Genomic DNA, 26,081 nt, shown 5'->3' with positions numbered 1-26,081 from the left:
ATAGAAAAAGGCGAAGTGGGGTTACTTCGCCTTTTAGCATCCAGTTCTTGGATGATGGGGTTTTCATAAGTTATCTTACCAACCCCATGTAAACCTCGTATAAAGGCGTTGTAAAGATATGTAAAAATATTGTTAATCTGGAAATTTTTTCAACAATCTAACAGTAAAGGTTGAACCTTTCCCTTGTTTACTCGTCACACAAATTTCTCCGTGATGGGCTTCTACTAAATGCTTTACAATTGCTAAGCCTAATCCTGTCCCCCCAGAATATCGACTTCTTGCCTTATCAACACGGTAAAACCGTTCGAAAATCCGTGGAATCTCTTCTTTGTTAATTCCAATCCCAGTATCTTTTACGGAAATCTCAACCTCATCTTGCAAATCTTTAATATAAACATCAACTCTACCTTTTGGTGGCGTATAGGCTAACGCATTGGATATTAGGTTGACAAAGACTTGCTGTAGGCGTGGTTGATCCCCTTCAATTACAACCTCTTCACCATGTACTTCTAATTGAATCTGTTTATCATCAGCTTTTTTATTTAACGATTCTTTAATCTCATTAATTAACTCTAAACAATTTACAGTACCAATATTTAATTTAAATCCTTCTTGTTCAATCCGTGAGAGTTCTAGTAAATCATGGGTTAGTGACTTTAAACGGTCACTTTCTTTTAAAATTATTTTTAAAAAGGATTCTAATGTTTTTTCATCATACATTGCCCCGTCTAATAGTGTTTCAGAAAAACCTTTAATAGACGTAATTGGTGTTTTTAACTCATGGGAAACATTAGCAACAAAGTCTTTCCTGATTTGTTCTAACTTCTTAATATCTGTTATATCATGGAATACGAGAACTATTCCCTTCCATTCATTATGAAAACTAATAATCGGTGCACCATAAACTTCAAAATGTTTTCTGTGTATACCAATTGGGACGATAATTTGTTTGCGAATTTTTTGTTCCGTTAAAAAGACTTCCTCGACAATCTGTTTAATCTCAATATGTTCGATAACATCTAAATAGTTTTTTCCAATAACTTCTTCGTCTGTAACCCGAAACACATCATTGTAAATTTGGTTCGTCATTTTTAAGAATCCTTTATCATCGATTAAAACTAAAGGAATTCCCATGTTTTCGATAACAGTAATTAAACGATCATTATGCATTTCTTGTTCTTTCGTAATTCGTTGTAAATTTCGGGCAAGTATATTAATGGACGTATTTAACATACTAAAATCACTATTGTAATCTTCGTATGTTCTCGCGTGATAGTTTCCTTTTGCAAGTTCAATTGCTGCTTTAACCGCAGACTCTACAGGTCTTGTAAAACTAGAAATGATACGTGAACTAATCAACAATATAACGAGAAAAGCAATTGTTAGTACAATAGAAAGGATTAACCATAACTTTTGGTACGCCTCCCTTAGCGTATCATGAGCTGTAGCCATAATTAAAATACCATTTGGCTGTTCAATATCACCTATTATTTCCCAGTAATACGTAATATGGAAACCTCTGCCAATATGTTTAATCCCATGTTCCTCTTTATGTACAGAATTAATAATATCAGTTACGACATCATCGTGTTTATAATAAAAATCTTTATCTTTTCCACTATCGAAAATGATATTTCCATCCATATTTAGGATGGAAATTCTCGTATCGATCATACTCTGTATTTGGTTAAAATCAGATTCGTTAAGGTGGCCGATTCCACCATAATTTTCAATTTGTTGCGCAACAAGATGTCCTTGTTTTTGAAATTGTTTATGATACGTTTCTAAATATAGATTTTTAAACAATTGGCCTAGGCTAAAACCTAAACCGATAAAAACAATGACAATAAGTAAAAATAGCGCAAATTGAAATTTAAAGCGCAATTTTTTCATGCTTTCGGCTCCTCAAATTTATAGCCTAATCCACGAATCGTTTTAATATATTGGGGCTTTTTAGAGTTCGTTTCAATTTTATCTCTTAAATGGCTAATATGGACGTCTACGATTCTAGTATCCCCTGCAAAATCGTAATTCCATACCGCATTCAATAATTGATCTCTCGTTAAAACACGACCTTTATTTTGCGTTAAATATACGAGCAACTCAAATTCCTTTGGTGTAAACTCTAATAATTCCCCATTTAAATACACTTCATATTGTTCAGGGAGAATTTCTAAGTCACCAACTTGGATTTTTGTAAAATCTTCTTCCTCTTTCGCACTTACACTAACAAAGTTTTGTGTTCTCCGTAATATCGCTTTTACTCTCGCTACAACTTCCCTTGGACTGAATGGTTTTGTCATGTAATCATCAGCACCAAGTTCTAACCCTAAAACTTTATCAATTTCATCGTCTTTTGCTGTTAGCATAAGTATCGGTGTATGTATTTGATTGTTTCGGAGTTCTTTACAAACTTCCATCCCGTCCATTTTAGGTAACATTAGATCAAGTACAATAAAATCAGGGTTTTCATTCTTCGCTTTTTCTAAGCCCGTTGCACCATCGTATGCTGTAATTACCTCATATCCCGCTTGACTTAAATTGTACTCAAGCAATGTAACGATTGACTCTTCATCATCAACAACTAAAACTTTTTTACTCATGTGACAGGTTCCTCCATAAATTTAATAACCCCAAACTCATCCAAGTTAATATCATTATACCAATTCTTATGATTTAAACAAAAGAATTCGATAATAAAGGCGATTTTTGTCATCCAAAACTTCCAATACCATTACTCATAAAAAAAGAGCTGTTCCAAGCAACAATTGTTGTCGCTTATCGGAACAGCTCTTTGTGAAGACAATTTTATATTTTATTTCACAAATTAGTTTTTTAAAAAAGAATTATAGATTCTTAATTAACTCGTCTGCAAACTCAGAACATTTAACTTCAGTTGCACCTTCCATTAGACGAGCAAAGTCGTAAGTTACAACTTTAGAAGAAATTGTTTTCTCTACAGAAGCAGTAATTAAATCAGCAGCTTCTTTCCAACCTAAGTGTTCTAACATTAACACACCAGAAAGTAGTACAGAGGATGGGTTAACTTTGTCTAGTCCTGCATATTTTGGAGCAGTACCGTGAGTTGCTTCGAAAATAGCATGACCAGTTTCATAGTTAATGTTTGCTCCTGGAGCAATACCAATTCCACCAACTTGAGCAGCTAGTGCATCAGAAATATAGTCGCCGTTTAAGTTCATTGTAGCAACGACGTCGAACTCACGTGGACGAGTTAAAATTTGTTGTAAGAAGATGTCTGCAATTGCATCTTTAATGATGATTTTACCTGCAGCTTCTGCTTCAGCTTGAGCTTTGTTTGCAGCTTCTACACCTTCTGCTTCTTTAATACGATCATATTCAGCCCAAGTAAATACTTTATCGCCGAATTCTCTTTCCGCTAGTTCATAACCCCAGATTTTGAACGCACCTTCAGTAAATTTCATGATGTTACCTTTATGTACAAGAGTAACAGATTTTCTTCCTTCTTTAATTGCATAGTTGATAGCAGAACGTACTAAACGTTCAGTTCCTTCTTTCGAAACTGGCTTAATTCCGATACCTGAAGTTTCAGGGAAACGGATTTTCTTAACGCCCATTTCATTTTGTAAGAAATCAATTACTTTTTTCACTTCAGGAGTACCTTCTTGATATTCAACACCTGCATAAATATCCTCAGTGTTTTCACGGAAGATTACCATGTCTACATCTTGAGGACGTTTAACTGGAGAAGGAACACCTTCAAACCAACGAACTGGACGTAAACATACGAATAGATCTAATTCTTGACGAAGTGCAACGTTTAATGAACGAATTCCTCCGCCGATTGGTGTTGTAAGAGGACCTTTAATCGCGATAATGTTTTCGCGAATTGTATCTAAAGTTTCTTGTGGTAGCCATTCACCAGTTTTGTTGAATGCTTTTTCACCAGCATAAACTTCTTTCCAAACGATTTTCTTTTCGCCATTATAAGCTTTTTCTACAGCTGCATCTAAAACGCGGGATGCTGCAGCCCAAATATCTGGCCCTGTACCGTCACCTTCGATAAAAGGAATAATTGGATTGTTTGGTACGTTTAATACCCCATTTGTAACTGTAATTTTTTCACCTTGTGTCATATATCTTTCCCTCCATCTTCGTAGTGAAAGGCTAGGAGAACTAGTTCTCCTAACCTTCTATTTAGTAAATTCTCATATTTTGAGAATGTACAAACAAAACTATCATTTTATCTATCTTCTAATGGAACATATGCACGTTTACCTGGTCCAACATATTCAGCACGTGGACGGATGATACGGTTGTTTTCATATTGTTCCATAATATGTGCTAACCAGCCGGATGTACGACTTACTGCGAAAATTAATGTAAATAAGTCGTGTTCAATTCCAAGACTATGGTAAACAGAAGCAGAATAAAAGTCAACGTTTGCTGGTAGCGGCTTTTTGCTTTGAACTAGTGCTTCTATTTTAACTGACATTTCATACCATTTTGGCTCGCCAGTTAATTTCGTTAATTTTTCGGACATTAATTTTAAGTGTTTAGCACGTGGATCACCTTTGCGATATACGCGGTGTCCGAATCCCATAATTTTTTCTTTATTCGCAAATTTCTCTTCAATATAGGACTCTACGTTTTCAATGTCACCAATTTCCATTAACATTTTCATAACTTGCTCGTTTGCTCCACCGTGTAGAGGCCCTTTAAGCGCACCGATTGCAGATGCAATACCAGAATATACATCAGATAATGTAGCCACACAAACACGTGCTGTGAATGTAGATGCATTTAATTCGTGGTCAGCATGCAATACTAATGCTTTATTAAATGCTTCAATAGCAATTTCATCTGGCTCTTCACCTTTTAACATGTATAGGAAGTTAGCAGCAAAACCTAAATCTTTACGTGGAGCGACAGGCTCTAAACCTTGTCTAATTCTAGCAAATGCAGTTACAACTGTAGGAATTTTCGCTTGAATGCGGATTGCTTTACGGTAGTTTGCTTCATCTGATTGATCGTCTGCTTCTTCATCATATAAACCTAAAACAGACATTGCACTACGTAAAATTGCCATTGGGTGAACATCTTTTGGATATGCTTTTAATTGTTCAATAAGTTCATTTGGAATTTCTGCATTGTTTGCTAGTTGAATCTTAAAATCTTCTAATTCTACTTTATTTGGTAAACGACGATGCCATAGTAGGTAAACTACTTCTTCAAAGGAGGCATTTTCAGTTAAATCGTCAATATCATATCCCACATACGTTAATTTGTCATCAATAATTGAACTGATAGATGAATTTGCGGCAATAACTCCTTCCAAACCTTTAGTAGCTGTCATGTAACATTCCCCTTTCATATTACTTATTTTATTTAGAAAATTTTCAAAAAATTATCCCCTTTGTTTCGTAAGCATTATAATATCACAATTATGTACCTATTTCTTCCTATTCTGTAAAATCACAATAATTTGTGACAAAATAATCGAAAAAAATAGTCATAGAAATTATATCCTAAAACCATGTATACCATGAAAGAAAATGCTTACAAAATCTTTTTCAAAGAAAACCAAATAATCTCTTTATTTGTTTCTTTGACACTATTATAACTAAAAAAATCTATTTTGTGAATGGAAAGTGACGAAAATGTGAATAGAATATTATTTTTTCAAAAAAACTTTATTTCGCTATATTTTTAGTATGTTTTGATAATGTAATATTTTTATGCCTAACACCATAATTTTCTGCCTTATTCACGATTGTGAAAGGGTTTACATTTTTATGAAAAATTTATTTTTTTATAGTTTTTTTCTATAAAATAGAGTTTTTGTAGAATTTTAGATATCTTTTTCAGTTTTTGTCGAACAATTTTTTAAAAAAAATTAGTTTACTAGTTTTATATTAATAGCCGAACAATAAAATGTAAATATAAGTATTGATAAGGAGGAAAACTTTTGAATACGATTCACTTCAATCGTTTATTACGATTTTTCATTGTTATTAGTTTAATTGTTTTTACTATAATTGCTAGTTTTTACTTATCCTCCTTGCTTTACCCATTTTTATTTGCCTGGATCATTGCCTTTTTCATGAATCCAATCGTAAATTTTTTACAAATCCACGCTAGATTGCCGAGAGTAATCGCTGTTTTAATTGTTCTTATCTTTATTTTCGGTTTACTTGCTAGTTTACTCACTTTACTTATCGCACAGTTAATCTCTGGCGCCAATTATTTTCAAGAAACGTTACCAGATTATATTTTTCATTTAGTCGGCTTTATTGAAGATTGGTTGACGAAAACAGTGATTCCTTTTTTCCAAGAGATTGGCCGTTACTTAAATAGCCTCCCGGATAACCAACAAGAAACAATTACGACAAAAATCAATGAGTTAGGAACTAGTATTGCAGGAACGCTTGCTAATTTATTACAAACTCTACTTACGAAAATACCTGCATTTATTTCCTGGTTTCCTAATGCAGCAACCGTATTTATTTTTACAATTGCAGGAACGTTTTTCATTAGCAAAGATTGGTACAAGCTAAAAAGAATGGGCGGTAAATATTTGCCCATTCATTTTAAACAAAGCGGGATGAAAGTTTACTTAGAATTACGGAAAGCGTTGTTCGGATTTTTCCGCGCCCAACTCACACTAATTACGATTACCGCAGTAATTGTGCTAGTCGGTTTAATAATTTTACGTGTCGAATATGCGTTAGCCCTTGCTTTTATTATCGGACTCATCGATCTTCTTCCTTATCTTGGGACAGGCATCGTATTTATCCCATGGATTAGTTATCAATTTATTGTTGAAAATTATTACCTTGGGATTGGACTAGCTGTCCTATATTTGATTATTATCGTCCAGCGACAATTAATGGAGCCGAAAATTGTTTCTACAAATATTGGGATTAGTCCGTTAGCTTCTTTAGTATCAATATTTGTCGGGTTACAGTTGTTTGGTTTATTTGGGCTCTTTATTGGACCATTAGTAGCGGTTATTATTAGTACTTTATATAAAACAGAGGTGTTGAAAAGTATTTGGTTGTACATTAAGGGAGATTAGGGTGGTGGTAAGTTGGTAATAGGAACATTTTGGTTAGATAGTTTTCGGTTATTAGACTAGCCCCACTCGTTCGCCAATGAACGCACTGTTCGAAAAACAACTCAGGTTCTGTTTTACCCCATTTTCGGTCTTCACCATACTAACACAAAAAAAACAGGCTACTTTCTCGTAGCCTGCCTAAAAATCATCGTATTATAAAAGTTGTCGTTCGGTTTGCACGGTTTTTAAACCACTTTTTCATATATGGCTTTACTAACAGTCTTGTTAGCGGTAATAGAAATATTAACCCAATGATATCCGAAATAAATCCTGGAAGTAAAAGCAAAATTCCACCGATCATAACACATAATCCGTCGAGCAATACTTCCCCAGGTGGTTGCCCACTTTGCATTGTCATCCTTATTTTCTGCATTACTTCAAATCCTTGCTTACGAGCAAAAAATACTCCTAAAACTCCAGTCAAAATAATGAGTACCACCGTGTTGAATACACCGATTTTCGTACCTGACCATAGGAGTACACCGATTTCTAATGCAGGAAATACTACAAATATTGGAATTAAATATTTCATTTGCAACACCGCCAACTATTCAAACTGTTATCAACCTAACCTAATTTACTCTAATTATAATACACGGTTACGTCCTTCGTAAATTAAACCAGAGCTTGCATCGACAGTTACTTCTTGACCGTCACTGAAGATTTCAAAAGCATTCTCAACGCCTACAACAACTGGTTTACCAAGGTTTAAACCAACTACAGCTGCATGACTTGTTAAACCACCTTCAACGGTAACAACTGCACTACATTTTTCAAGAGCAGGAACCATGTCACGGTCTGTCATATAAGTCACTAAAACAGAGCCTTCTGTCACTTTATCTAGAGCTTCTTGAGCGTTTTTCGCAACTACAACTTTACCAACAGCATGTTTTCTTCCAACACCTTGTCCTTTAACTAAAGAGTTACCTACAGAGTGTACTTTCATGATGTTTGTTGTACCTGCTTTACCAACTGGTACACCAGCTGTAATTACTACAGTGTCACCATATTTCACGATATCACTTTGTAATGCTGCTGATACAGAAATATCTAACATTTCATCCGTTGATGAAGCTTGTGAACCTAATTGAGGATAAACTCCCCAAACTAAGTTTAATTGATTTCTTACTTTTTCATGACTTGTTACTGCAACGATTGGTGCTTTTGGACGGTATTTGGAAACCATACGTGCAGTGCTACCACTTTCCGTTGGTGTAATAATAGAATTAATATCTAGATTGATCACAGTATGGGCAACAGATTGGCAAATGGAATCTGTAATATTGTGATCTGTTTCTTTACTACGCTCTTTTAAAATTTCTTTATGATCTAAAGCACTTTCTGCTTTTAGAGCAATGTTATGCATTGTTTTAACTGCTTCTACTGGATATGCACCTGCTGCAGTTTCACCAGAAAGCATGATTGCATCTGTTCCATCAAAGATTGCGTTTGCTACGTCACTAGCTTCCGCACGTGTTGGACGAGGGTTTCTTTGCATAGAATCCAACATTTGTGTCGCTGTAATAACTGGTTTTGCATATTTATTACATTTTTTAATTAACATTTTTTGCACTAGAGGTACTTCTTCGGCTGGAATTTCTACCCCAAGGTCACCACGCGCAACCATTAAACCGTCACTTACCTCTAAAATTTCGTCGATGTTGTCCACACCTTCTTGGTTTTCAATTTTAGGGATAATGTGAATATCAGTCGCATTATGTTTTTCTAATAGCTCACGAATATCTAATACGTCACTTGGACGGCGAACAAAGGATGCTGCAATAAAATCAATGCCTTGACTAATTCCAAAAATAATATCTTCGGCATCTTTTTTTGTAATACCTGGTAAATTAACGGATACGCCTGGAACGTTTACACCTTTTTTATTTTTTAAAGTACCGTTATTTAAAACTGTAGTAACGATTTCACCTTTATCTTTATGTATATCAGTAACTTCAAGTTCAATTAAACCATCATCTAATAAAATTTTTGAACCTACATGGACATCATCAATTAATCCGCTGTAAGTTACAGAGAATTTTTCTGGAGTACCTAATACTTCCTCCATGGAAATAATAACGTTAGTTCCTTGTTTTAATTCAATAGAACCATTTTCTACTTGGTGTGTACGAATTTCTGGACCTTTTGTATCTAATAATAGTGCTACAGATTTACCAGTAATTCTTTCAGCTTCGCGGATATTTTGAATGCGTTGTTTATGTTCTTCATGGTCACCGTGTGAAAAGTTTAGACGGCAAACATTCATACCAGCTTCAATTAATTGTACTAACTTTTCTACACTTTCACTTGCTGGTCCGATGGTACATACAATTTTCGTTCTTCTCATATAAAAAATCCTCCTGCTAATTTAAATTGATAATTCTTTTGATAATTGAATAATACCCCGATCAATATTATGAGGTTGATCAATAATATCTGAAAAGGCATTGTCCACAATTTTATTTTCTACAATACCAACCGCTCTACCAGCTTTACCTTCCAATAAAAGTTCAACTGCGCGAGCTCCTAATCGACTCGCTAATACTCTGTCGCTTGCAGTTGGTGTACCGCCCCGTTGAATATGACCAAGAACAGATACACGTACATCTGAATCAATTCTCTCACGTAATTTTTCGGCTAATTCTACACCACTCATGACACCTTCTGCTACAACAATAATACTATGCTTTTTCCCCCTTAGTTTACCCCGATTTAAACGTTCTATAATATGATCAATACTTTCATTCTCTTCAGGGATTAAAATCGTTTCAGCACCGCCTGCAAGACCAGAATAAAGAGCGATATCCCCGGCATCTCGTCCCATCACTTCCACAACGAAAGTTCTTTCGTGGGATGAAGCAGTATCACGAATTCGGTCAATTGCATTAATGGCAGTGTTTAATGCTGTATCAAACCCAATTGTAAGTTCAGTTCCAACAATATCATTATCAATCGTCCCTGGTACTCCTATGCATGGAAATCCTAATTTTGACAAGGCATCGGCTCCACGGTATGATCCATCACCGCCAATAACAATTAAACCTTCAATGCCTAACTTTTTCAATTGCTCGATACCTTTTTTCTGAACTTCAACATCAGTAAATTCAGGTAATCGTGCCGAGCGTAGCATCGTACCGCCACGATGAATTATATCACCAACGGATCCTAATTCTAATTTAGCTATATTTCCATTAACTAAACCATGATAACCGTTATATATACCATAAACTTCCAATCCATGGAAAATTCCCTTCCTAACAACAGCACGAATTGCTGCGTTCATTCCCGGTGAATCTCCACCACTTGTTAATACAGCAATTTTCTCCATTTAATCACCCCGTTATTAAAAGATTGAGAGATTACAGAACTATACTTTGTTAAATAATTAACTTGACCCATAAATAACATACCATTATAAATTTCTGAACTCAATAAAATATATGACATAATTGTGAATGTAAGGGTATTCATGGTAAAAGTTTTAATCCTTTAAAAATTCCTAAACATTTCACATAATATTAAAACTCATTTTCCAGTAAACTTTTGAATTTTTAACTATTTATACGTTATATACAGAAAAAAGAACGCATCCTCAATCGACACGTTCATAAACTAGATATGGCTACTTCGGCAAAAAATCATTTAACATCCGAAGTTTCTTTTTCTAAGTAGACACCGATTTTCGCATATTTTTCATAGCGTTGATCGATTAATTCCTCTTTTGTTAATTGGGAAAGTTCATTTAGAGACTTCTCTAATACAATATCTATTAATTTTGCTTGTTCTTCTATATTTTTATGGGCGCCACCTTTTACTTCTGGGATAATTCCATCAATAATCCCCATTTCTTTTAAATCGCCAGCTGTAATTCTCATTGATTCAGCAGCTCGTTTTGCTTGTGTTGCATCCTTCCATAAAATGGATGCAGCACCTTCTGGTGAAATAACGGAATAAATGGAGTTTTCCAGCATAAATACATGGTTTCCTACACCAATTCCTAATGCACCACCACTTCCGCCTTCACCGATTACAACACAAATAATCGGCACAGAAAAACCTGCCATTTCAAAAAGGTTTCGCGCAATTGCTTCACTCTGCCCTCGTTCTTCGGCAGCTTTACCAGGATAAGCTCCTTTCGTATCAATAAAGCAAATAATTGGACGGTTAAACTTGTCCGCTTGCTTCATTAAACGTAATGCTTTCCGATAACCTTCAGGATGAGGCATACCGAAGTTGCGGCGAATATTTTCCTTCGTATCTTTTCCTCTTTGATGACCAATTACCGTAACAGGTCTTCCTTTATATTTAGCAATCCCGCCAACAATCGCTTCATCATCGCCGAAAACTCGGTCGCCATGAAGTTCGAAAAAGTCTTCAAATATTTGTTCGACATAATCTAATGTTGTTGGACGATTAGGATGGCGAGCAATTTGCACACGATCCCAAGCTTGTAAATTTAAATATACTTCATCTTCTAAGTTTTGTAAGCGTTTTTCTAATTTTTCAATCTCAGACGTTAAATCAACATCTGCTTTTTTTGTAATATCTATTAATTCATCAATTTTTTTGCGTAAATCATTAATCGGCTTTTCGAATTCTAGTTCAAATGCCATTACGCCTCACCTCCATTGGAGTGAAGTTCCACAATGAAAGATAACTTTTCTTTCATTTCTTTACGATGGATAATCGCATCAAGTTGCCCGTGTTGTAATTGGAACTCAGCCGTTTGGAAATCATCAGGTAATTTTTCACGGATTGTTTGTTCAATAATTCTTCGACCGGAAAATCCGATTAATGCTCCTGGCTCAGCAAAGTTATAATCACCTAAAGAAGCAAAGCTAGCTGAAACACCACCGGTAGTCGGATGGGTCATGACAACAACAATTAACCCGCCATTATCACTGAATCTTTTAAGTGCCGCACTTGTTTTTGCCATTTGCATTAAGCTCAATACACCTTCTTGCATCCTTGCTCCACCTGAAGCTGTAAAGATAATAAAAGGCACCTTTAATTCATCAGCTTTTTCAATGGCACGCTTAATTTTTTCACCTACTACGGACCCCATACTTCCCATTCGGAAATTCGAATCCATAACAGCAACGACAACTTGACGATTATCAATCGTACCTGTTCCTGTTACGACCGCTTCGTTAATTTTCGCCTTTTGTTTATCTTTTTCAACCTTTTCAATATAACCAGGGAAAGATAATGGATTTGTTGACTCTAATTCTGTATCAAGTTCTATAAAGGAACCTTCATCAAGAACCATATGTATGCGTTCCATTGCTCCGATTGGAAAATGATGGTCACAATGAGTACATACCATTAAATGCTTTTCTAATTCCTTTGTAAACATCGCTTTTTTACATTCTGGACATTTCGTCATAATTCCTACAGGCACATCACTTTTGGCAGGTGTTACAGGTATCGTTGCATATTTTTTCTTGTTTTTTGTAAAGATATCTTTAAGCAAGGTTCTACCCCCCTTGAAAAATTCATAGCTAGTCTTAATTTCCCTTAAACTATTATTTCTAACAATTATTGTTCAAATGTTGAGTTTGGTTCGGTAAAGGATTTCAAATAAATCGAAAGCGCTTCATGAGCGTTCGAATCATTAATAGCTTTCACTAATTGTAAACAAGCTTCACTTGATATTGTTTCAGTTTTTGTCACAAATGTTTTTTCGAAATTTAATAATACCCGCCAGATTTTGTTTAATAAATCATTTTCTGTGGCTACAATTAGTTTTTCGAAAAAGTGAGATCTGTTAATTTGTTCATTATCAATCCAGTTTGATAAATCAATTTTTCTTTTATTATTAATTAATTGAGTAATCGAGGCATACTCAAGCATTCTTCTCGTTTCAACTACATCGTCTTCTGCATGATCTCTTTGCAGAACAAACCAACCTAAAAGTTCGATTAGACGATGTTTATGAAAATGACCGACAAATGTCCCTTCGCCTCTTCTCGTTTCAATTAACCCTAACAGTTCCATTGCCCGTAACGCTTCTCTGACACTTGAACGCCCTACATTTAATGTTTCGGCTAATTCACGTTCAGAAGGTAGTTTGTCGCCGGGCAATAGATTTTTTTGATGAATGATTTCTTTTAATTTCTCTAATATATTTAAATAAACTTTTGTCTGACTATGTTGGTTCTCCATATTATTCACTCTCTATTTTTCTATATCGTAGCTAATTGTTGTGTCCTCTCAAAAACGATACGGGGATCAATTTTTTTCTGTGCAACACCTGTTTCAATTGCTGCCTTAGCAACAGCTTCTGCTACTGTTGGAGCAACATTCGGGTCAAATGGTTTCGGAATAATATAATCCTTTGAAAGTTCATCGTCCTGGATTAACCCCGCAATAGCTTTTACAGCAGCTATTTTCATCTCTTCATTAATTTGGGTTGCACGAACATCTAACGCTCCTCTAAAAATTCCTGGGAATGCAAGTACATTATTTACTTGATTCGGATAATCGGATCGACCAGTTCCAATAACAGCTGCACCAGCATCTTTTGCATCTTCTGGCATGATTTCCGGTTCCGGATTTGCCATTGCAAAGATGATCGGATCACTATTCATTGTTTGTACCATTTCTTTTGTCAATACCCCTTTAGCGGATACCCCAATAAACACATCTGCACCTTGAATAACTTCTGAAAGATTTCCGATTTTTCTTTCAGGATTCGTAAACTTCGCTACTTCTTCTTTTAGTGGGTTCATTCGATAAGGTCTACCTTCATAAATAGAGCCTTTTGTGTCACACATAATAATATTTTTAATTCCATAATGATACATTAATTTTATGATTGCAGTTCCCGCTGCACCAGCACCATTAACGATGACTTTAATATCATCTTTACTTTTACCAGTTAATTTTAGTGCATTAATTAAACCGGCTAATGTGACGATGGCAGTACCGTGCTGATCATCGTGAAAAACTGGAATATCAACTTCAGCCTTTAACCGCTCTTCAATTTCAAAACAATTTGGTGCAGCAATATCTTCTAAGTTAATGCCACCAAAATTCGGTGCTAATATTTTTACTGTTTCCACAATTTTATCAACATTCGTAGTGTCTAAACATATCGGGATTCCGTCAATACCTGCAAAACTTTTAAAAAGAATCGCTTTTCCTTCCATCACTGGTAAGGCCGCTTCAGGTCCAATATTCCCTAACCCTAATACAGCTGTTCCGTCAGAGACCACTCCTACAGTATTGCCCTTTATCGTATAGTCATAAACAGTCTCTGGTCGATTAACAATAACTTTACAAGGTTCTGCTACTCCTGGTGAATAAGCTAAACTTAAATCCTTTGCATCTTTGACGGGAACTTTGGAACGGATCTCCAATTTCCCACGATGCTTTTCATGTAATTGTAGTGCTTCTTCCTTTAAACTCATCTTTTTCCACTCCTAAAGGATAATTTTATAATATCTCTTTCTAAGTGGTCTGACCAGAAGTATAGTTAAAATAATATATCATAACTAAATTGCTTGTAAAGTTTTATTTAATAAATTTAAAAAAGGCAATGCTGCACACAATTTTATTTGAGTACAACATTGCCTGTTCCAAACAAGGTTTGTAGCGTGTTTAAAAGTTCTTCATCAACGTTTATCCATTGTTCTGTTCTTAAGCGGACAGTCCTTTTATATTTCTCATAGTATAAAATAACTGGTGTATTTCCTTTATTTTTTTTCAAAATTCTATTGAATTTGTTTATAGTTTCTCGACTTTGACTATCCTCTGTAATTTTAATATATAATCGATTTTTACTTGTTTGTTCTTTGAGCTCTTTTTCATGTACGGCTTCACGAATGACAAATTGCCTATTCCCATTTCTTAATTCTAAATATCCGGTTAAAAATACGATTTCACCTTTTTTTAAGAAGGTCATCGACTTTTTATATACATCTGGAAAAGCAACCGCTGAAACTTCATCCGTTTCATCACTTATTTCGAGAAATGCCATCGCTTCGCCTTTTTTCGTTCGTATTCTTCTTTCTTCTTGAATATAGGCCGCAATTTTCACAGTTTGTTTCATTCGTTCTATATCATCAATAAAAATTGCCCCATGAAGTTGGAAAATTTCCCGATTGATTGATGCTGGATGTTCTGATACAAACATTCCTAATACTTCTTTTTCATTTTGCAATTTTAAATTAACCGGCATCGGTTCAACATCAACATATTTCGGTTGAATTCCTAAATTTTGGAAAAATTGTAGGTCCATCTGATGATCATCTGGCTTCATCAACTGAGCATGATCAATCGCAACATCGACGGTTGCAAGTAAAGTTGCCCTGTCTTTGCCAAACTCATCAAAGCTTCCGGAATAAATAAGGTTTTCGATTGTTTTCCGATTTACTGTTTTTAAAGGTACGCGAAGACAAAAATCGAAAAGATCAGTAAACGGCTTTTCTTTTCTAGCATTGACAATTTCCTTCAACGCTTGGATCCCAACACCTTTAATGGCCGTTAGACTAAAACGAATACAATTATTTTCTACTTCAAACCGGTAACTACTTTTATTAATAGACGGTGCTTTAATTGTATAGCCTAAATGTCTTAATTCTCGACTGTAACTCGCAATTTTATCTTCATTTCCAATGACAGACGTTAGTAAACTAGCCATAAAATAAAGTGGAAAATGAGCTTTTAAATAGGCTAATTGATAAGCAAGCATACTATAGGCAACCGCATGTCCTCGCGGGAATCCGTAATCAGCAAAGCGGACAATTAAGTCATATATATCATTGGCGATCTTTTCATTGTAACCATTTTTTATGGCTCCTTGGACAAAATGATTACGTTCTTGATCTAAGATTTCCCGTTTCTTTTTTGAAACGGCTCTTCGTAATAGGTCAGCTTCGCCTAATGAAAATCCTGCCATTTTTGAGGCGATTTGCATAATTTGTTCTTGATACACAATAACTCCGTACGTTTGTTTTAAAATTTCTGTTAAATCCGGATGAGGAAAAACAACTTTTTCTTCCCCATGTTTCCGTCTAATAAAGGTTGGAATATTTGCCATTGGACCCGGTCGATATAAGGCGTTTACGGCAACGATATCTTCAAAATTCGTCGGTTTTAATTGCGTTAAAACATTCCGCATTCCTTCTGATTCTAATTGGAAAATCCCAGTCGTTTTACCAGACTGTAATAAAGCAAACGTCTTTTCATCATTTATCGGTATGTTTTGCAAGTCTACTTTAATTTTTTCTTTATAGTAAATGCTTTTTAAAATCGATTCGATTAAAGACAAGTTTCGTAAACCTAAAAAGTCCATTTTTAATAAACCGATTTCTTCTAATGTCCCCATTGGATATTGGGTTAACAACACTTCTCCTGAACCTTCTTGGAGTGGGATTTGTTCAATTAATGGTCGGTCACTAATGACGACGCCGGCAGCATGGGTTGATGTATGTCTTGGTAATCCTTCAATCTTACAAGCAATGTCATAAATTGTTTTAATTTTTTCATGTTGAATTAGTTTTTGGAGTTCATTTGATTCTTTGACAGCCTCCACTAACGTAATCCCTAATTTATTCGGAATACTTTTTGCTAGTTGGCTAATTTCTTGATTCGTTAAACCATGGACTCGAGCTGCATCTCGAATGGCTGCTTTTGCTGCAAACGTACCGAAAGTTATTATTTGCGCAACATGGTTTTCCCCATATTTTTTTGCAACATACTCAATTACTTCATCCCGCCTGTGGTCTGGGAAATCAATATCAATATCCGGCATCGATACCCGTTCTGGATTTAAGAAACGTTCAAATAATAAATTAAACTTGATCGGATCAACTTCCGTTATATTTAAACAATAGGCAACAAGGCTTCCTGCAGCAGAACCCCTTCCCGGTCCAACGGTAATGCCATTTTCTTTCGCAAATCGAACATAATCCCAGACAATTAAGAAATAATCACTATATTTCATGTTTTTAATTGTTTCTAATTCATAGGCTAACCGTTTTTTGTAAACTTCCGTTGGTTGAGGAACTCTGTTGTATAAACCTTGCCAACATAATGCTGTTAAATAATCATCGCTCGTTTGATCCTTAATAGGGTATTTCGGTAGTAGTTGTTGATGAAAGGATAACTCTACGTGACATTCGGTTGCAATTCTTGTTGTATTTTCTAATGCTTCTGAATGATTTATAAAAGCTTGTTTAAGATCGTTTGCTGATTTTAAGTAGTATTCTTGTTCAATTTTTTCTTCTTGTAATTCGTCTACATTTACATTTTCCCGAATCGCAATTAACGCTTTCCATGCTGCATAATCTTCCGGATTGGCAAACATTGCTTTATTTGTTGCTACTACTGGAATGTTTAATTTCTTATTAATTTGCATGATGTTTTCTATTAAAATGTGGTTTTCTCGGGAATTAAACGGTTGAATGGATAGGAAAAAGGAATTCGGTTCAAACATTTGTTGATAAAACTTTACTTTCTCAATCGCTGTTTCAACTTGACCATTAAGTATTAACCCTTCGATTTCTCCTTCTATGCCTGGTGATATGGCAAATAAACCTTGATGATACGCCCGTAACCATTTTAAAGGAATTCCTTCTGGTGATTTTGTTAAAATGGCACTCGATATTTTCATTAAGTTTTGATAACCTTGCAAGTTTTTCGCAAGTAAAATAAGTGGGTAAGAGGTTTCAGTTTCCTCAGATATTAATACATCTACTGTTAAACCGATAATTGGTATAATACCATTGGCAAGACATGCTTTGTAAAATGGTACAACCCCGTACAACACATTTCGATCTGTTAAGGCAACTGCCCTGTATCCTTTTTTCTTTGCTTCTAACACTAACTTTTCAGGTGTCATCGTTCCAGATAAAAGTGAATACGCACTAAATGTATGTAGGTGAACAATTGGCATTATTTTCCCACCGTTCTTTTCTTATATTTCAACTGATAAATTATGCGTTCTTTATTTAGCGTCTAACTTCTTTTTAAAAATACAGAATCAATTTTTCACAAAATAATTTACACGTAGTCTTATATTTTCATTATAGCACATATGTTCCCTTATTGATATATAGAACAAACTAAACTCTATTCATATTTACAAATGATGAACAATAAATTAGTTATAAGGACGAGCCAACTTTTTCCTCGTAAAGGGTGTGATCGATAATGACAGAAGCTTTTGTGCCAACTTTTATACAAAGTTTTTTTATTGCTTTAGGTGTATTACTTGGAGGATCATTAATTGGCGGATTAGCTGCCTTTTTAACTGGACAACCTCCTTTAACAGAAATATATCGGCTAGCAAACAGTTTACGCATTTGGGCCATTGTTGCAGCGATTGGTGGGACCTTTGATGCTGTTTATAGTTTTGAAAGAGGTCTTATGGAAGGTGAAACGGATAGTTTAGTAAAACAAATTTTTCTAATTCTTTCTGCCTTTGGAGGTGCTCAAACAGGTGCGATATTAATTAATTGGTTAACGCAGGAGCATTTATCATGAGAATGCCAAGTTTTTACCGTTCAAAAGATTTCCAACGAATGATAGTCGGAGTTGTCATCGGTGCGATTATCAGTTGGCTAACGTTTTTATATATTTTTGGTGAGATGCAAGAAGAGCAAGTTACGACGATTCGGAAACAACAAGAGCAAATCGCCAATTTAGAGAAGGAAAAAAATATTTGGCAAGAAGATTATAAAAAGTTAAATGAAAAAAATAAAGAATTATTAACTGTTCAAGATTTTACGGTAAAAATTACGAATGCTAGTAAATATAAAATCGATCCGTTAAGTGTATTCGAAGCTGAGGAAGCGATAAAAAAGGAAATTGATTCTACAATCCTGGCAAAAAATTTAGACGAGCTATTTAACAATCGTGCACTTTTAATAAAATTAATTGAGAATAAACAAATCGAAATTAGCGATCGGAAGTATGAACTAAAAGTATCGAAATTTATCCTCTATACCACGGTTATCATCGAACTCGAACTATCCTTGGCTGATTAATTATATACTATCGCGAAAGTGGCTGACGCTTTCCACGGGCGTGGCTTGAGCCTCCTCACCTCGCAAGCTCGGTTGCGGGGTCTCAAGACTCACGCTTATCCCGTTGGAGTCGCAGCCACTTTCGCGAATTCTTATATTTATTCTCAAAGTTTTCCATTTTTAACAATATCAATTAAGACTGTTCTTCATATATTCCTGATACGCTTTTTCTAGACCCTCCATTACTTTATCCACTTCATCCCAAGAGTAAATTGTCGCGCCGGATGCAAGTGGATGGCCGCCACCATTATACTTTTTCGCCACTTCATTTATAACCGGACCATTTGAACGTAATCTTACTCGAATTCTGTCATCCTCTTCCACAAAGAACGCCCAAGCTTTAATCCCTGCAATATTTCCTAAAATACTTACAAGTTGTGATGCCTCTTGTGGTTTTAAATTAAACTGTTCAAGTTGTTCCTTTGTAATCACAACTTTCGCAACGCCTTCTTTTTCCATTGTAAAGTTATACAATAAATAACCTTGAAACTTCGCTAAACTTAACGGTGTTTCATACATTTGACTGTATAATTCCGAACGTGAAAACGGATATTTAATTAATTCACTTGCATAAGTAAACGTTTTTTCTGTCGTACTTGGATATAAAAAGCGACCTGTATCGCCCACGATTCCAGCGAAAATAAGTCTTGCCCCATTTGTTGAAAGCTTAAGTCCTTGATCCTTACCAGATAAATAAAACTCATATATTAATTCACTTGTGGAACTTGCTGTCGTATCAACCCAAACTATATCTCCATACGGATCCTCATTCGGATGATGATCAATTTTAATTAAAAAATCCCCAGTATTAAACCGTTGATCACTTACCCGCTCTTGATTTGCTGTATCACATACAATGACAAGCGCATTTTCATACACTTCATTTTTAATCTCATCCATTTTATTTAAATATTGTAATGAAACTTCATCGTCCCCTACGACATACACTTGTTTTTCTGGAAAACTCGTTTTTATAATCTCTGCAAGGCCGCCTTGTGAACCGTACGCATCCGGGTCTGGACGGACATGACGGTGGATAATAATCGTTTTATATTCTTTAATTTTTTCTAATATTGCTTGTTTCATATGCTTTTCTCCTTTATGTAAAAAATCAAACTCTATTACCCTAATAATCATTATAGTAGTATTTTTCTAAATTTATCGGTAAAATATTAAAAAATAATATTTGGAGTGATCAAAGATGCCCGTATTCATTGTCATTATCGTATTTTCACTAGCTGCTTATGTATATTATAAAATTAAATTTTTCAAAACGAAAAAGGAAATTGAAAAAAAATGGCTATCTGCTAAATCTTCGATAGCCCTAGGGTTATTCGTATTCTTTTTTGGCATCAATAGAATCTTTATAACGCAAACGACTGTAACCGTTATAATAGGGATAATTTTTATTATAATTGGTGGTTTTAGTATTTATACAGGCTTTAAAGCGTATAAATTTTACTTACCACACATTTTAAAAGAAAGAGAACAAATGTAAAAAAATTACGTTTATCGATCTATAATTTGGAATGTTAACATGGCTTTTCCTACCATATAGCCATTGCTGTATACTTCGACATCAACTTTTCCAAATTTGCGACCGAGATCGAGTATTTTCGGATGAATTTCCATAACATGTTCGATTTGAACCGGTTTTAAGAAAAATACATTCATATTTTCAACAACCAATTCACCCCGTTTAATGGAACGGAATTTGCGGTTTACCGCATCAATGACAGCCGTCGTAAATACACCGTGAGAAATCGTACCATAATAATTCGTCATTTGTGGCGTAATTTCAAACTCGTATACTTGTTCGTCTCCGTTTTCTTCCTTTAAGTTCATATGATTTGTAACAATATTATCAATCGTTTCTCCTACATGGGGTTGACGCTGAAGGACTTGAAGTGATTTTAAAACATCTTGACGAGTAATAATGCCTGTTAAACGATTATAGTCATCAACAACAGGGAGGAGTTCTATCCCTTCCCAAATCATAATATGTGATGCAGTAGCAACACTTGCTTTTGGGGTAATCGTAATCGGATTTTTCGTCATTACTCTTTCAAGTGTTTTGTCCCGATCTTGATGGATGACATCTTTTGAAGTAACAATACCTTCGACTTTCATTTTACTATCGACTACTGGGAATCGAGTGTGTCTTGATTTTTCATTCAGTTCATACCAGCTTGCTACTGTATCGTTTGTTTTTAAATAAAAAGTGTTCTTAAGAGGTCTAACAATGTCTTCAACGAGTAATATTTCCTTTTTAATTAATTGGTCAAAAATTGCCCGGTTTATAATTGTCGCAACTGTAAATGTATCGTAGCTCGTTGAAATAATCGGAAGCTCCAATTCATCGGCTAATTTTTTAACTGAGTCGTCCGCATCAAATCCCCCGGTAATGAGGACAGCAGCACCCCGTTGAAGAGCCTGAGTTTGGGCTTTCACACGGTTTCCGACAATAAGTAGGTTGCCAGCTTCGGTGTACCGCATCATCGCTTCAACTTCCATCGCACCGATGACAAATTTATTTAGTGTTTTATGAAGCCCATTTCTTCCGCCTAAAACTTGTCCATCAACAATGTTGACAATTTCCGCAAAGGTTAGTTTCTCAATATTTTCCTTTTTCTTCTGTTCAATACGGATGGTACCAACCCGTTCAATCGTATTAACAAACCCTTTATTTTCCGCCTCTTTAATCGCACGGTATGCAGTACCTTCACTTACATTTAAATCTTTCGCAATTTGTCGTACAGATATTTTGTCTCCAACCGGTAAATCTTCAATATACTTCAGTATTTGCTCATGTTTCGTTATCACGACTTTTCACCTACTGTTATTCTTCTTTATCTTAACAGTATTATAACAGTTTTCTTTAATCCTTTAAAACTTTTCACTATTTTTTTAATAATTTTCGTGCTAAACCTTGATATTATAGAACTTTTTCTCACTAAATTAATCATAAGATCGTAACTGTTTTTTTATCTGTACTTGTTTCTTTTGTTTATACTGTTTTGTTACAGGTGTGTATAAAATCGCTACCAAATTCCCTGCAATGGCAATAAATAAAAATGCGAGCCATGACCAGGCAAAGTATGTTTCTAAACCATTCCCGTGCAAATTTAAACGAGGCAATGCAAAATATAACAGTGCTCCACAAATTAATAAACATAAAATATAACGATTCCGTCGCATATTTTCCCCCTCCAACATTTCATTTCTATCATTATATGTTGTCCAGGGGAAAAAAAGTATTTAATAATTAGAAAACTATACGATGAGTACCATAGAGTTCTTATAATAATTCTTTATTTTTCTTATAAGATCGTTTTAAAGAAACAAAACTAGTAATAAACCAAAGGAAGCCTGTTAATATCGCTAGAAATAAAGTATCGAACCAATTGTGTATACTACTCGGTAATCCAATAATCATGATAGTCCCAATAAAAAATAACAATAGAAAAATACTAGTTTTTACTAAAATATTTTTTATCTCTTTTTTATAAGCTTTTTCCGTTGCTACATCCGCATATTCAATTCCCGAAAATATATATCTTCCAAACACGTAAAAAGAAAAAACTACGACAGCAATAAGCATAACTAATTCTACAGGTAAAGTAATAAAGTTATGTATAACAATCATGATGATAAGAGAAAGAAACAACAAGATACCGCCTTCTGCGAAAAAGTAGATAATCCTATTTCGCTTATACTCATCTTTTGGTAATAAAAAAGCTAACCAAGTTCTCAATCGGACTCGACCTCCCAAAACAATTCATCTAAAGTTTTATTTAATTCCTTAGCAATCGCAACACAAAGTTTTAGGCTCGGGTTATATTCACCTTTTTCAATTAACCCAATCGTTTGTCTTGTTACGCCAACTCTATCTGCTAACTCTTGTTGGGTCATCGATCTTTTAATTCGGGCTAATTTCACATTATTTTTCATAATTCCTCCTAACAATGCAAATTTTAAATTACATTCGCAATATATATATTACATTCTCTAGAAGAATGTTGTCAACGAATTTTCTGAAATCAAACAGCAGGCTATTATTTAAATCTTTCTATTAAAAAATCGATAAAATGACGGCTGGCAATCGGTAAAATTCGTTTATCTTTATAAGCAATACGGATCGTTCTTGTCACGGGTGGTGTTACTTTCTTTTTAACAAGCTGATAATTCACCCGCTTCAAAACTAATTCAGGTAAAACCGAAATCCCTAATCCGTTTTCTACCATCGCCATAATTGTGTAGTCATCATGGACTCGAAATTGAATATTTGGTTGTAATTGATGCTGTTTAAAAAACTCTAACGGCTCATTTAAATGCCCTTCCTCCAACAAAGTATAAGATTCGGTCGCTAATTGAATTAATGATACAGTTTCGTCATTTACTTAAGGATGATTCGTAGGTAAAACTGCTAACATTTCATCTTTCGTTAGTGGAATTGTTTCTAAATCCTTCGTTGCATTAACGAGTATTATTACGATTTCGATGCTATCTAGTTTTGTATTCGATATTATTCCAGGGTTAAATGAGATTTCTTCGGGACTTAAAATCATAGTACTAACAGTAGTAATCTCCGGTTTAGCAGCTCTATTCTTCCCTGTAAAGGAGGAAGATTCTAATGAATAGCATAAAGATTTATTTATATATATTCGTCATGGCCGCGGTAACATATTTAATTCGTGTCCTACCACTTACGTTAATTCGTAAAAAAATTGAAAATCAATTCATTAAATCATTTTTACATTACGTGCCGTACGTTACATTAGCTGTTATGATATTAGATGCGACAGGTTCAACTTGGTCAACCTTAATCGGATTCATTGTCGCCTTACTACTTTCCTATTTCGGCGGCAACTTATTCCAAGTTGCCATCTTTGCTTGTCTATCTGTGTTTATTGTTGAATTATTTGTCTACTAAGTTTTCACACAAAAAGACCTTTGTAAAAAATCTTTACAAAGGTCTTTAGTCTATTAAAATTCGATTGATTCGCCAACTTCCATTACTTTACCATTACCTTGCTCTAGCATTTCTACAAATTTATGAGGATCTTGTTTAATTACTGGGAATGTATTGTAATGAATTGGTACAACTGTTTTTGCATTTATTAGTTTTGCTGCATAAGCCGCATCCTCTGGTCCCATCGTAAAGTTATCGCCGATTGGTAGGAATGCTAAATCAATATTATGTCTTTCACCAATTAACTTCATATCTGAAAATAGTGCTGTATCTCCTGCATGGTAAATTGTTTTTCCTTCAATTTCTAAAATTACCCCAGCTGGCATACCTAAATAAAGAATATCTTGTTCACCAGTTTCTAAACCTGTACTATGGAACGCTTGCGTAAGTTTTACTTTACCAAAAGGAAACTCGAAAGAACCACCTAAGTTCATACCATGAGTTTTAACACCTTGCCAACTTAAGTAAGTCGCTAATTCAACCATTGAGATTACAAGAGCATCTTTCTTTTTCGCAAGTTCTACAGTATCGCCAACATGGTCACTATGTCCATGGGTAAGAATTATGTAATCTGGGCTTTCTGTTTCAACTGATAAATCAGAAAGAGAATTTCCTGTAATAAAAGGATCAATTAAAATCGTTTTTCCATTCGTTTCAATTTTCACAGCGGAATGACCGTGATATGAAATTTTCATTCGTTCACTTCCCCTTTCTTTCCAGTTTTAATAATTGGTTACTTCAATATTATTTGTACCATTTCCTGCTTCACCTTACAAATATTTACTTTTTTGTCACAAAATGCTACTCTTTCTGTATCAATACATACGAAAATTTATTAGAGGTGATTTCATGCAAAAGCGTATAAAAGCTTTTCAAAATTGGTTAGTTGAGGAAAATATTGATACGGCTATCCTTACTTCTTCAGAAAATGTGTTTTATTTCAGTAAATTTTTTAGTGATCCCCACGAGCGCTTACTTGCCATTGTCCTTTTCCAAAATGAGGAACCGTTTTTAGTCTGTCCCCAAATGGAAGTCGAAACAGCTCGAGCGGCTGGTTTTGGACAAACAATAATCGGCTATCAAGATACAGAAAATCCTTGGGAAAAAGTTAACGCTGAAATTCAAAAACGAGTTAGCACAGTGAATAAAATTGCTGTTGAAAAAACGCATATGAACGTAGAACGTTATGAAGTTGTACTAAAATCATACCCTTCAGCCCAATTTATTTCTGCTGAAGAAAAATTGAATCTACTTCGTACAATTAAAGATGAAGATGAAATCGAACAGATTCGCAAAGCTTGTGAACTAGCGGATTATGCTATAGAAGTTGGTGTCAATGCGATTAAAGAAGGCATTAGCGAGTTAGAAATCGTTGCTGCAATTGAATATGAAATGAAGAAAAAAGGCGTACAAAAAATGTCCTTTGATACAACTGTGTTAGCTGGAGCAAAAGCGGCTTCTCCACACGGTGTACCAGGTGCTGCAAAGGTGAAAAAAGGCGATTTCGTTCTCTTTGATTTAGGAGTTATATACGAAGGTTATTGTTCCGATATCACCCGGACTGTTGCCTTTGGTGATGTAAGTGAAGAAAGTCGGAAAGTGTATGAAACTGTTTTACAAGCACAACTAGCAGCAGTTGATGCTTCAAGACCAGGGATTACATGTGCAGAACTTGATCAAACGGCACGAAACATTATTAGTGATGCAGGTTATGGAGAGTATTTTACTCACCGTTTAGGTCACGGTCTTGGCATCAGCATTCATGAGTACCCATCGGTTACGGAAACAAATCAACTTGTGTTACAACCAGGAATGGTTTATACAATTGAACCAGGTATTTATATACCGAATAAGGTTGGCGTGCGAATCGAAGATGATATTTTAATTACAAAAGACGGTGCGGAAGTTTTAACAAAATACCCGAAAGAATTACAAGTTATTTCATAAAAAATATTACAACAAATAATAACTCACAAATTTA

25 protein-coding genes and 1 pseudogene are annotated in these 26,081 nt (G+C 34.9%); 6 read left to right on the top strand and 20 right to left on the bottom strand.

Features of this window, described 5'->3' with window-relative positions; all coding sequences use genetic code 11:
- Positions 1-132 precede the first annotated feature (132 nt).
- From pnpS to citZ, 4 genes are all read right to left on the bottom strand, one after another.
- Complete coding sequence (gene pnpS, locus GW534_RS10240) at positions 133-1,893, bottom strand: two-component system histidine kinase PnpS (RefSeq protein ID WP_161920919.1); 1,761 nt, start codon at positions 1,891-1,893, stop codon at positions 133-135.
- A complete protein-coding gene (locus tag GW534_RS10235; RefSeq protein ID WP_161920918.1) occupies positions 1,890-2,603 on the bottom strand; it encodes a response regulator transcription factor in 714 nt (237 codons plus the stop codon). The genes pnpS and GW534_RS10235 overlap by 4 nt, the downstream gene beginning before the upstream one ends.
- A gap of 243 nt (positions 2,604-2,846) precedes the next feature.
- Complete coding sequence (icd, locus tag GW534_RS10230; RefSeq protein WP_161920917.1) at positions 2,847-4,115, bottom strand: NADP-dependent isocitrate dehydrogenase; 1,269 nt, start codon at positions 4,113-4,115, stop codon at positions 2,847-2,849.
- Between the two features lie 107 nt (positions 4,116-4,222).
- Positions 4,223-5,335 (bottom strand): citrate synthase, encoded by a 1,113-nt coding sequence (gene citZ / locus GW534_RS10225; protein WP_161920916.1) that lies wholly within the window; start codon positions 5,333-5,335, stop codon positions 4,223-4,225.
- Positions 5,336-5,947: 612 nt separating this feature from the next.
- Between citZ and ytvI the strand changes: the two genes are divergently transcribed.
- Entirely contained in the window at positions 5,948-7,057 is a 1,110-nt protein-coding gene (gene ytvI / locus GW534_RS10220) for a sporulation integral membrane protein YtvI (protein WP_161920915.1), read from the top strand.
- Between the two features lie 184 nt (positions 7,058-7,241).
- Here the strand turns inward: ytvI and GW534_RS10215 are convergent, their stop codons facing one another.
- The 8 genes from GW534_RS10215 to dnaE all read right to left on the bottom strand — a co-directional run bounded on the left by GW534_RS10215 (position 7,242) and on the right by dnaE (position 17,996).
- The gene (locus tag GW534_RS10215) at positions 7,242-7,628 is read right to left on the bottom strand and encodes an FxsA family protein (protein ID WP_161920914.1); all 387 of its coding nucleotides are present in this window, start codon (positions 7,626-7,628) and stop codon (positions 7,242-7,244) included.
- Between the two features lie 54 nt (positions 7,629-7,682).
- Positions 7,683-9,443: a pyruvate kinase gene (gene pyk / locus GW534_RS10210; RefSeq protein WP_161920913.1), complete on the bottom strand. Its 1,761-nt coding sequence runs from the start codon at positions 9,441-9,443 to the stop codon at positions 7,683-7,685.
- Between the two features lie 21 nt (positions 9,444-9,464).
- Positions 9,465-10,424: a 6-phosphofructokinase gene (pfkA, locus tag GW534_RS10205; RefSeq protein ID WP_161920912.1), complete on the bottom strand. Its 960-nt coding sequence runs from the start codon at positions 10,422-10,424 to the stop codon at positions 9,465-9,467.
- A gap of 310 nt (positions 10,425-10,734) precedes the next feature.
- Positions 10,735-11,709, bottom strand: coding sequence for an acetyl-CoA carboxylase carboxyl transferase subunit alpha (gene accA / locus GW534_RS10200; RefSeq protein WP_161920911.1), 975 nt, complete (start codon positions 11,707-11,709; stop codon positions 10,735-10,737).
- A complete protein-coding gene (accD, locus tag GW534_RS10195; protein WP_161920910.1) occupies positions 11,709-12,569 on the bottom strand; it encodes an acetyl-CoA carboxylase, carboxyltransferase subunit beta in 861 nt (286 codons plus the stop codon). The genes accA and accD overlap by 1 nt, the downstream gene beginning before the upstream one ends.
- A gap of 65 nt (positions 12,570-12,634) precedes the next feature.
- Positions 12,635-13,261 (bottom strand): FadR/GntR family transcriptional regulator, encoded by a 627-nt coding sequence (locus GW534_RS10190; protein WP_161920909.1) that lies wholly within the window; start codon positions 13,259-13,261, stop codon positions 12,635-12,637.
- Between the two features lie 20 nt (positions 13,262-13,281).
- Positions 13,282-14,508, bottom strand: a complete 1,227-nt coding sequence (locus GW534_RS10185) for an NAD(P)-dependent malic enzyme (protein WP_161920908.1) — start codon at positions 14,506-14,508, stop codon at positions 13,282-13,284.
- A gap of 143 nt (positions 14,509-14,651) precedes the next feature.
- Positions 14,652-17,996 carry a DNA polymerase III subunit alpha gene (gene dnaE / locus GW534_RS10180; RefSeq protein ID WP_161920907.1) on the bottom strand — a complete coding sequence of 1,115 codons (3,345 nt, stop codon included), beginning with the start codon at positions 17,994-17,996 and terminating at the stop codon, positions 14,652-14,654.
- A 257-nt stretch (positions 17,997-18,253) separates the two neighbouring features.
- Here dnaE and GW534_RS10175 point away from each other — a divergent pair, with 257 nt between their 5' ends.
- Positions 18,254-18,586 carry a YtrH family sporulation protein gene (locus GW534_RS10175; RefSeq protein ID WP_161920906.1) on the top strand — a complete coding sequence of 111 codons (333 nt, stop codon included), beginning with the start codon at positions 18,254-18,256 and terminating at the stop codon, positions 18,584-18,586.
- On the top strand, positions 18,583-19,089 hold the full coding sequence (ytrI, locus tag GW534_RS10170) for a sporulation membrane protein YtrI (RefSeq protein WP_161920905.1): 507 nt from the start codon (positions 18,583-18,585) through the stop codon (positions 19,087-19,089). The genes GW534_RS10175 and ytrI overlap by 4 nt, the downstream gene beginning before the upstream one ends.
- 168 nt (positions 19,090-19,257) lie before the next feature.
- Here the strand turns inward: ytrI and GW534_RS10165 are convergent, their stop codons facing one another.
- Positions 19,258-20,214 carry a DHH family phosphoesterase gene (locus GW534_RS10165; RefSeq protein ID WP_161920904.1) on the bottom strand — a complete coding sequence of 319 codons (957 nt, stop codon included), beginning with the start codon at positions 20,212-20,214 and terminating at the stop codon, positions 19,258-19,260.
- A 115-nt stretch (positions 20,215-20,329) separates the two neighbouring features.
- Here GW534_RS10165 and GW534_RS10160 point away from each other — a divergent pair, with 115 nt between their 5' ends.
- Positions 20,330-20,626: a YtpI family protein gene (locus GW534_RS10160; RefSeq protein WP_161920903.1), complete on the top strand. Its 297-nt coding sequence runs from the start codon at positions 20,330-20,332 to the stop codon at positions 20,624-20,626.
- Between the two features lie 11 nt (positions 20,627-20,637).
- Here GW534_RS10160 and GW534_RS10155 read toward each other — a convergent pair whose 3' ends face one another.
- From GW534_RS10155 to GW534_RS16460, 6 genes and pseudogenes are all read right to left on the bottom strand, one after another.
- The gene (locus tag GW534_RS10155; protein ID WP_161920902.1) at positions 20,638-21,951 is read right to left on the bottom strand and encodes a DRTGG domain-containing protein; all 1,314 of its coding nucleotides are present in this window, start codon (positions 21,949-21,951) and stop codon (positions 20,638-20,640) included.
- Positions 21,952-22,086: 135 nt separating this feature from the next.
- Positions 22,087-22,326 carry a hypothetical protein gene (locus tag GW534_RS10150; protein ID WP_161920901.1) on the bottom strand — a complete coding sequence of 80 codons (240 nt, stop codon included), beginning with the start codon at positions 22,324-22,326 and terminating at the stop codon, positions 22,087-22,089.
- A 100-nt stretch (positions 22,327-22,426) separates the two neighbouring features.
- Entirely contained in the window at positions 22,427-22,882 is a 456-nt protein-coding gene (locus GW534_RS10145) for a DUF3278 domain-containing protein (RefSeq protein ID WP_161920900.1), read from the bottom strand.
- On the bottom strand, positions 22,879-23,079 hold the full coding sequence (locus GW534_RS10140; protein ID WP_161920899.1) for a helix-turn-helix transcriptional regulator: 201 nt from the start codon (positions 23,077-23,079) through the stop codon (positions 22,879-22,881). The genes GW534_RS10145 and GW534_RS10140 overlap by 4 nt, the downstream gene beginning before the upstream one ends.
- 104 nt (positions 23,080-23,183) lie before the next feature.
- Positions 23,184-23,507 (bottom strand): annotated as a pseudogene (locus GW534_RS16465) (LysR family transcriptional regulator substrate-binding protein); the annotation flags it as partial.
- A 21-nt stretch (positions 23,508-23,528) separates the two neighbouring features.
- Positions 23,529-23,696: a hypothetical protein gene (locus GW534_RS16460; protein ID WP_246204077.1), complete on the bottom strand. Its 168-nt coding sequence runs from the start codon at positions 23,694-23,696 to the stop codon at positions 23,529-23,531.
- A gap of 65 nt (positions 23,697-23,761) precedes the next feature.
- Between GW534_RS16460 and GW534_RS10130 the strand changes: the two genes are divergently transcribed.
- Positions 23,762-24,061, top strand: a complete 300-nt coding sequence (locus GW534_RS10130) for an AzlD domain-containing protein (protein WP_161920898.1) — start codon at positions 23,762-23,764, stop codon at positions 24,059-24,061.
- 53 nt (positions 24,062-24,114) lie between these two features.
- Here GW534_RS10130 and GW534_RS10125 read toward each other — a convergent pair whose 3' ends face one another.
- Entirely contained in the window at positions 24,115-24,795 is a 681-nt protein-coding gene (locus tag GW534_RS10125; RefSeq protein WP_161920897.1) for a metal-dependent hydrolase, read from the bottom strand.
- 154 nt (positions 24,796-24,949) lie between these two features.
- Here GW534_RS10125 and GW534_RS10120 point away from each other — a divergent pair, with 154 nt between their 5' ends.
- Entirely contained in the window at positions 24,950-26,047 is a 1,098-nt protein-coding gene (locus GW534_RS10120) for a M24 family metallopeptidase (protein WP_161920896.1), read from the top strand.
- Positions 26,048-26,081 lie beyond the last annotated feature (34 nt).

This window comes from Pallidibacillus pasinlerensis (assembly GCF_009996845.1).
Classification (GTDB): Bacteria; Bacillota; Bacilli; order Bacillales; family Caldibacillaceae; genus Pallidibacillus; species Pallidibacillus pasinlerensis.
This window is presented reverse-complemented; position numbering and strand designations above follow the sequence as displayed.

Excerpts from the sequence above, each read along its gene's own strand:
- GW534_RS10125 (WP_161920897.1), bottom strand. The coding sequence starts at position 24,795 with ATGAAAATTTCATATCACGGTCATTCCGCTGTGAAAATTGAAACGAAT.
- GW534_RS10175 (WP_161920906.1), top strand. The coding sequence starts at position 18,254 with ATGACAGAAGCTTTTGTGCCAACTTTTATACAAAGTTTTTTTATTGCT.
- GW534_RS10140 (WP_161920899.1), bottom strand. The coding sequence starts at position 23,079 with ATGAAAAATAATGTGAAATTAGCCCGAATTAAAAGATCGATGACCCAA.
- GW534_RS16460 (WP_246204077.1), bottom strand. The coding sequence starts at position 23,696 with ATGATTTTAAGTCCCGAAGAAATCTCATTTAACCCTGGAATAATATCG.
- icd (WP_161920917.1), bottom strand. The coding sequence starts at position 4,115 with ATGACACAAGGTGAAAAAATTACAGTTACAAATGGGGTATTAAACGTA.
- GW534_RS10235 (WP_161920918.1), bottom strand. The coding sequence starts at position 2,603 with ATGAGTAAAAAAGTTTTAGTTGTTGATGATGAAGAGTCAATCGTTACA.
- GW534_RS10160 (WP_161920903.1), top strand. The coding sequence starts at position 20,330 with ATGCCCGTATTCATTGTCATTATCGTATTTTCACTAGCTGCTTATGTA.
- pfkA (WP_161920912.1), bottom strand. The coding sequence starts at position 10,424 with ATGGAGAAAATTGCTGTATTAACAAGTGGTGGAGATTCACCGGGAATG.
- GW534_RS10215 (WP_161920914.1), bottom strand. The coding sequence starts at position 7,628 with ATGAAATATTTAATTCCAATATTTGTAGTATTTCCTGCATTAGAAATC.
- dnaE (WP_161920907.1), bottom strand. The coding sequence starts at position 17,996 with ATGCCAATTGTTCACCTACATACATTTAGTGCGTATTCACTTTTATCT.
- GW534_RS10130 (WP_161920898.1), top strand. The coding sequence starts at position 23,762 with ATGAATAGCATAAAGATTTATTTATATATATTCGTCATGGCCGCGGTA.
- GW534_RS10150 (WP_161920901.1), bottom strand. The coding sequence starts at position 22,326 with ATGCGACGGAATCGTTATATTTTATGTTTATTAATTTGTGGAGCACTG.
- ytrI (WP_161920905.1), top strand. The coding sequence starts at position 18,583 with ATGAGAATGCCAAGTTTTTACCGTTCAAAAGATTTCCAACGAATGATA.
- citZ (WP_161920916.1), bottom strand. The coding sequence starts at position 5,335 with ATGACAGCTACTAAAGGTTTGGAAGGAGTTATTGCCGCAAATTCATCT.
- pnpS (WP_161920919.1), bottom strand. The coding sequence starts at position 1,893 with ATGAAAAAATTGCGCTTTAAATTTCAATTTGCGCTATTTTTACTTATT.
- pyk (WP_161920913.1), bottom strand. The coding sequence starts at position 9,443 with ATGAGAAGAACGAAAATTGTATGTACCATCGGACCAGCAAGTGAAAGT.
- GW534_RS10165 (WP_161920904.1), bottom strand. The coding sequence starts at position 20,214 with ATGAAACAAGCAATATTAGAAAAAATTAAAGAATATAAAACGATTATT.
- accA (WP_161920911.1), bottom strand. The coding sequence starts at position 11,709 with ATGGCATTTGAACTAGAATTCGAAAAGCCGATTAATGATTTACGCAAA.
- GW534_RS10190 (WP_161920909.1), bottom strand. The coding sequence starts at position 13,261 with ATGGAGAACCAACATAGTCAGACAAAAGTTTATTTAAATATATTAGAG.
- GW534_RS10120 (WP_161920896.1), top strand. The coding sequence starts at position 24,950 with ATGCAAAAGCGTATAAAAGCTTTTCAAAATTGGTTAGTTGAGGAAAAT.
- GW534_RS10185 (WP_161920908.1), bottom strand. The coding sequence starts at position 14,508 with ATGAGTTTAAAGGAAGAAGCACTACAATTACATGAAAAGCATCGTGGG.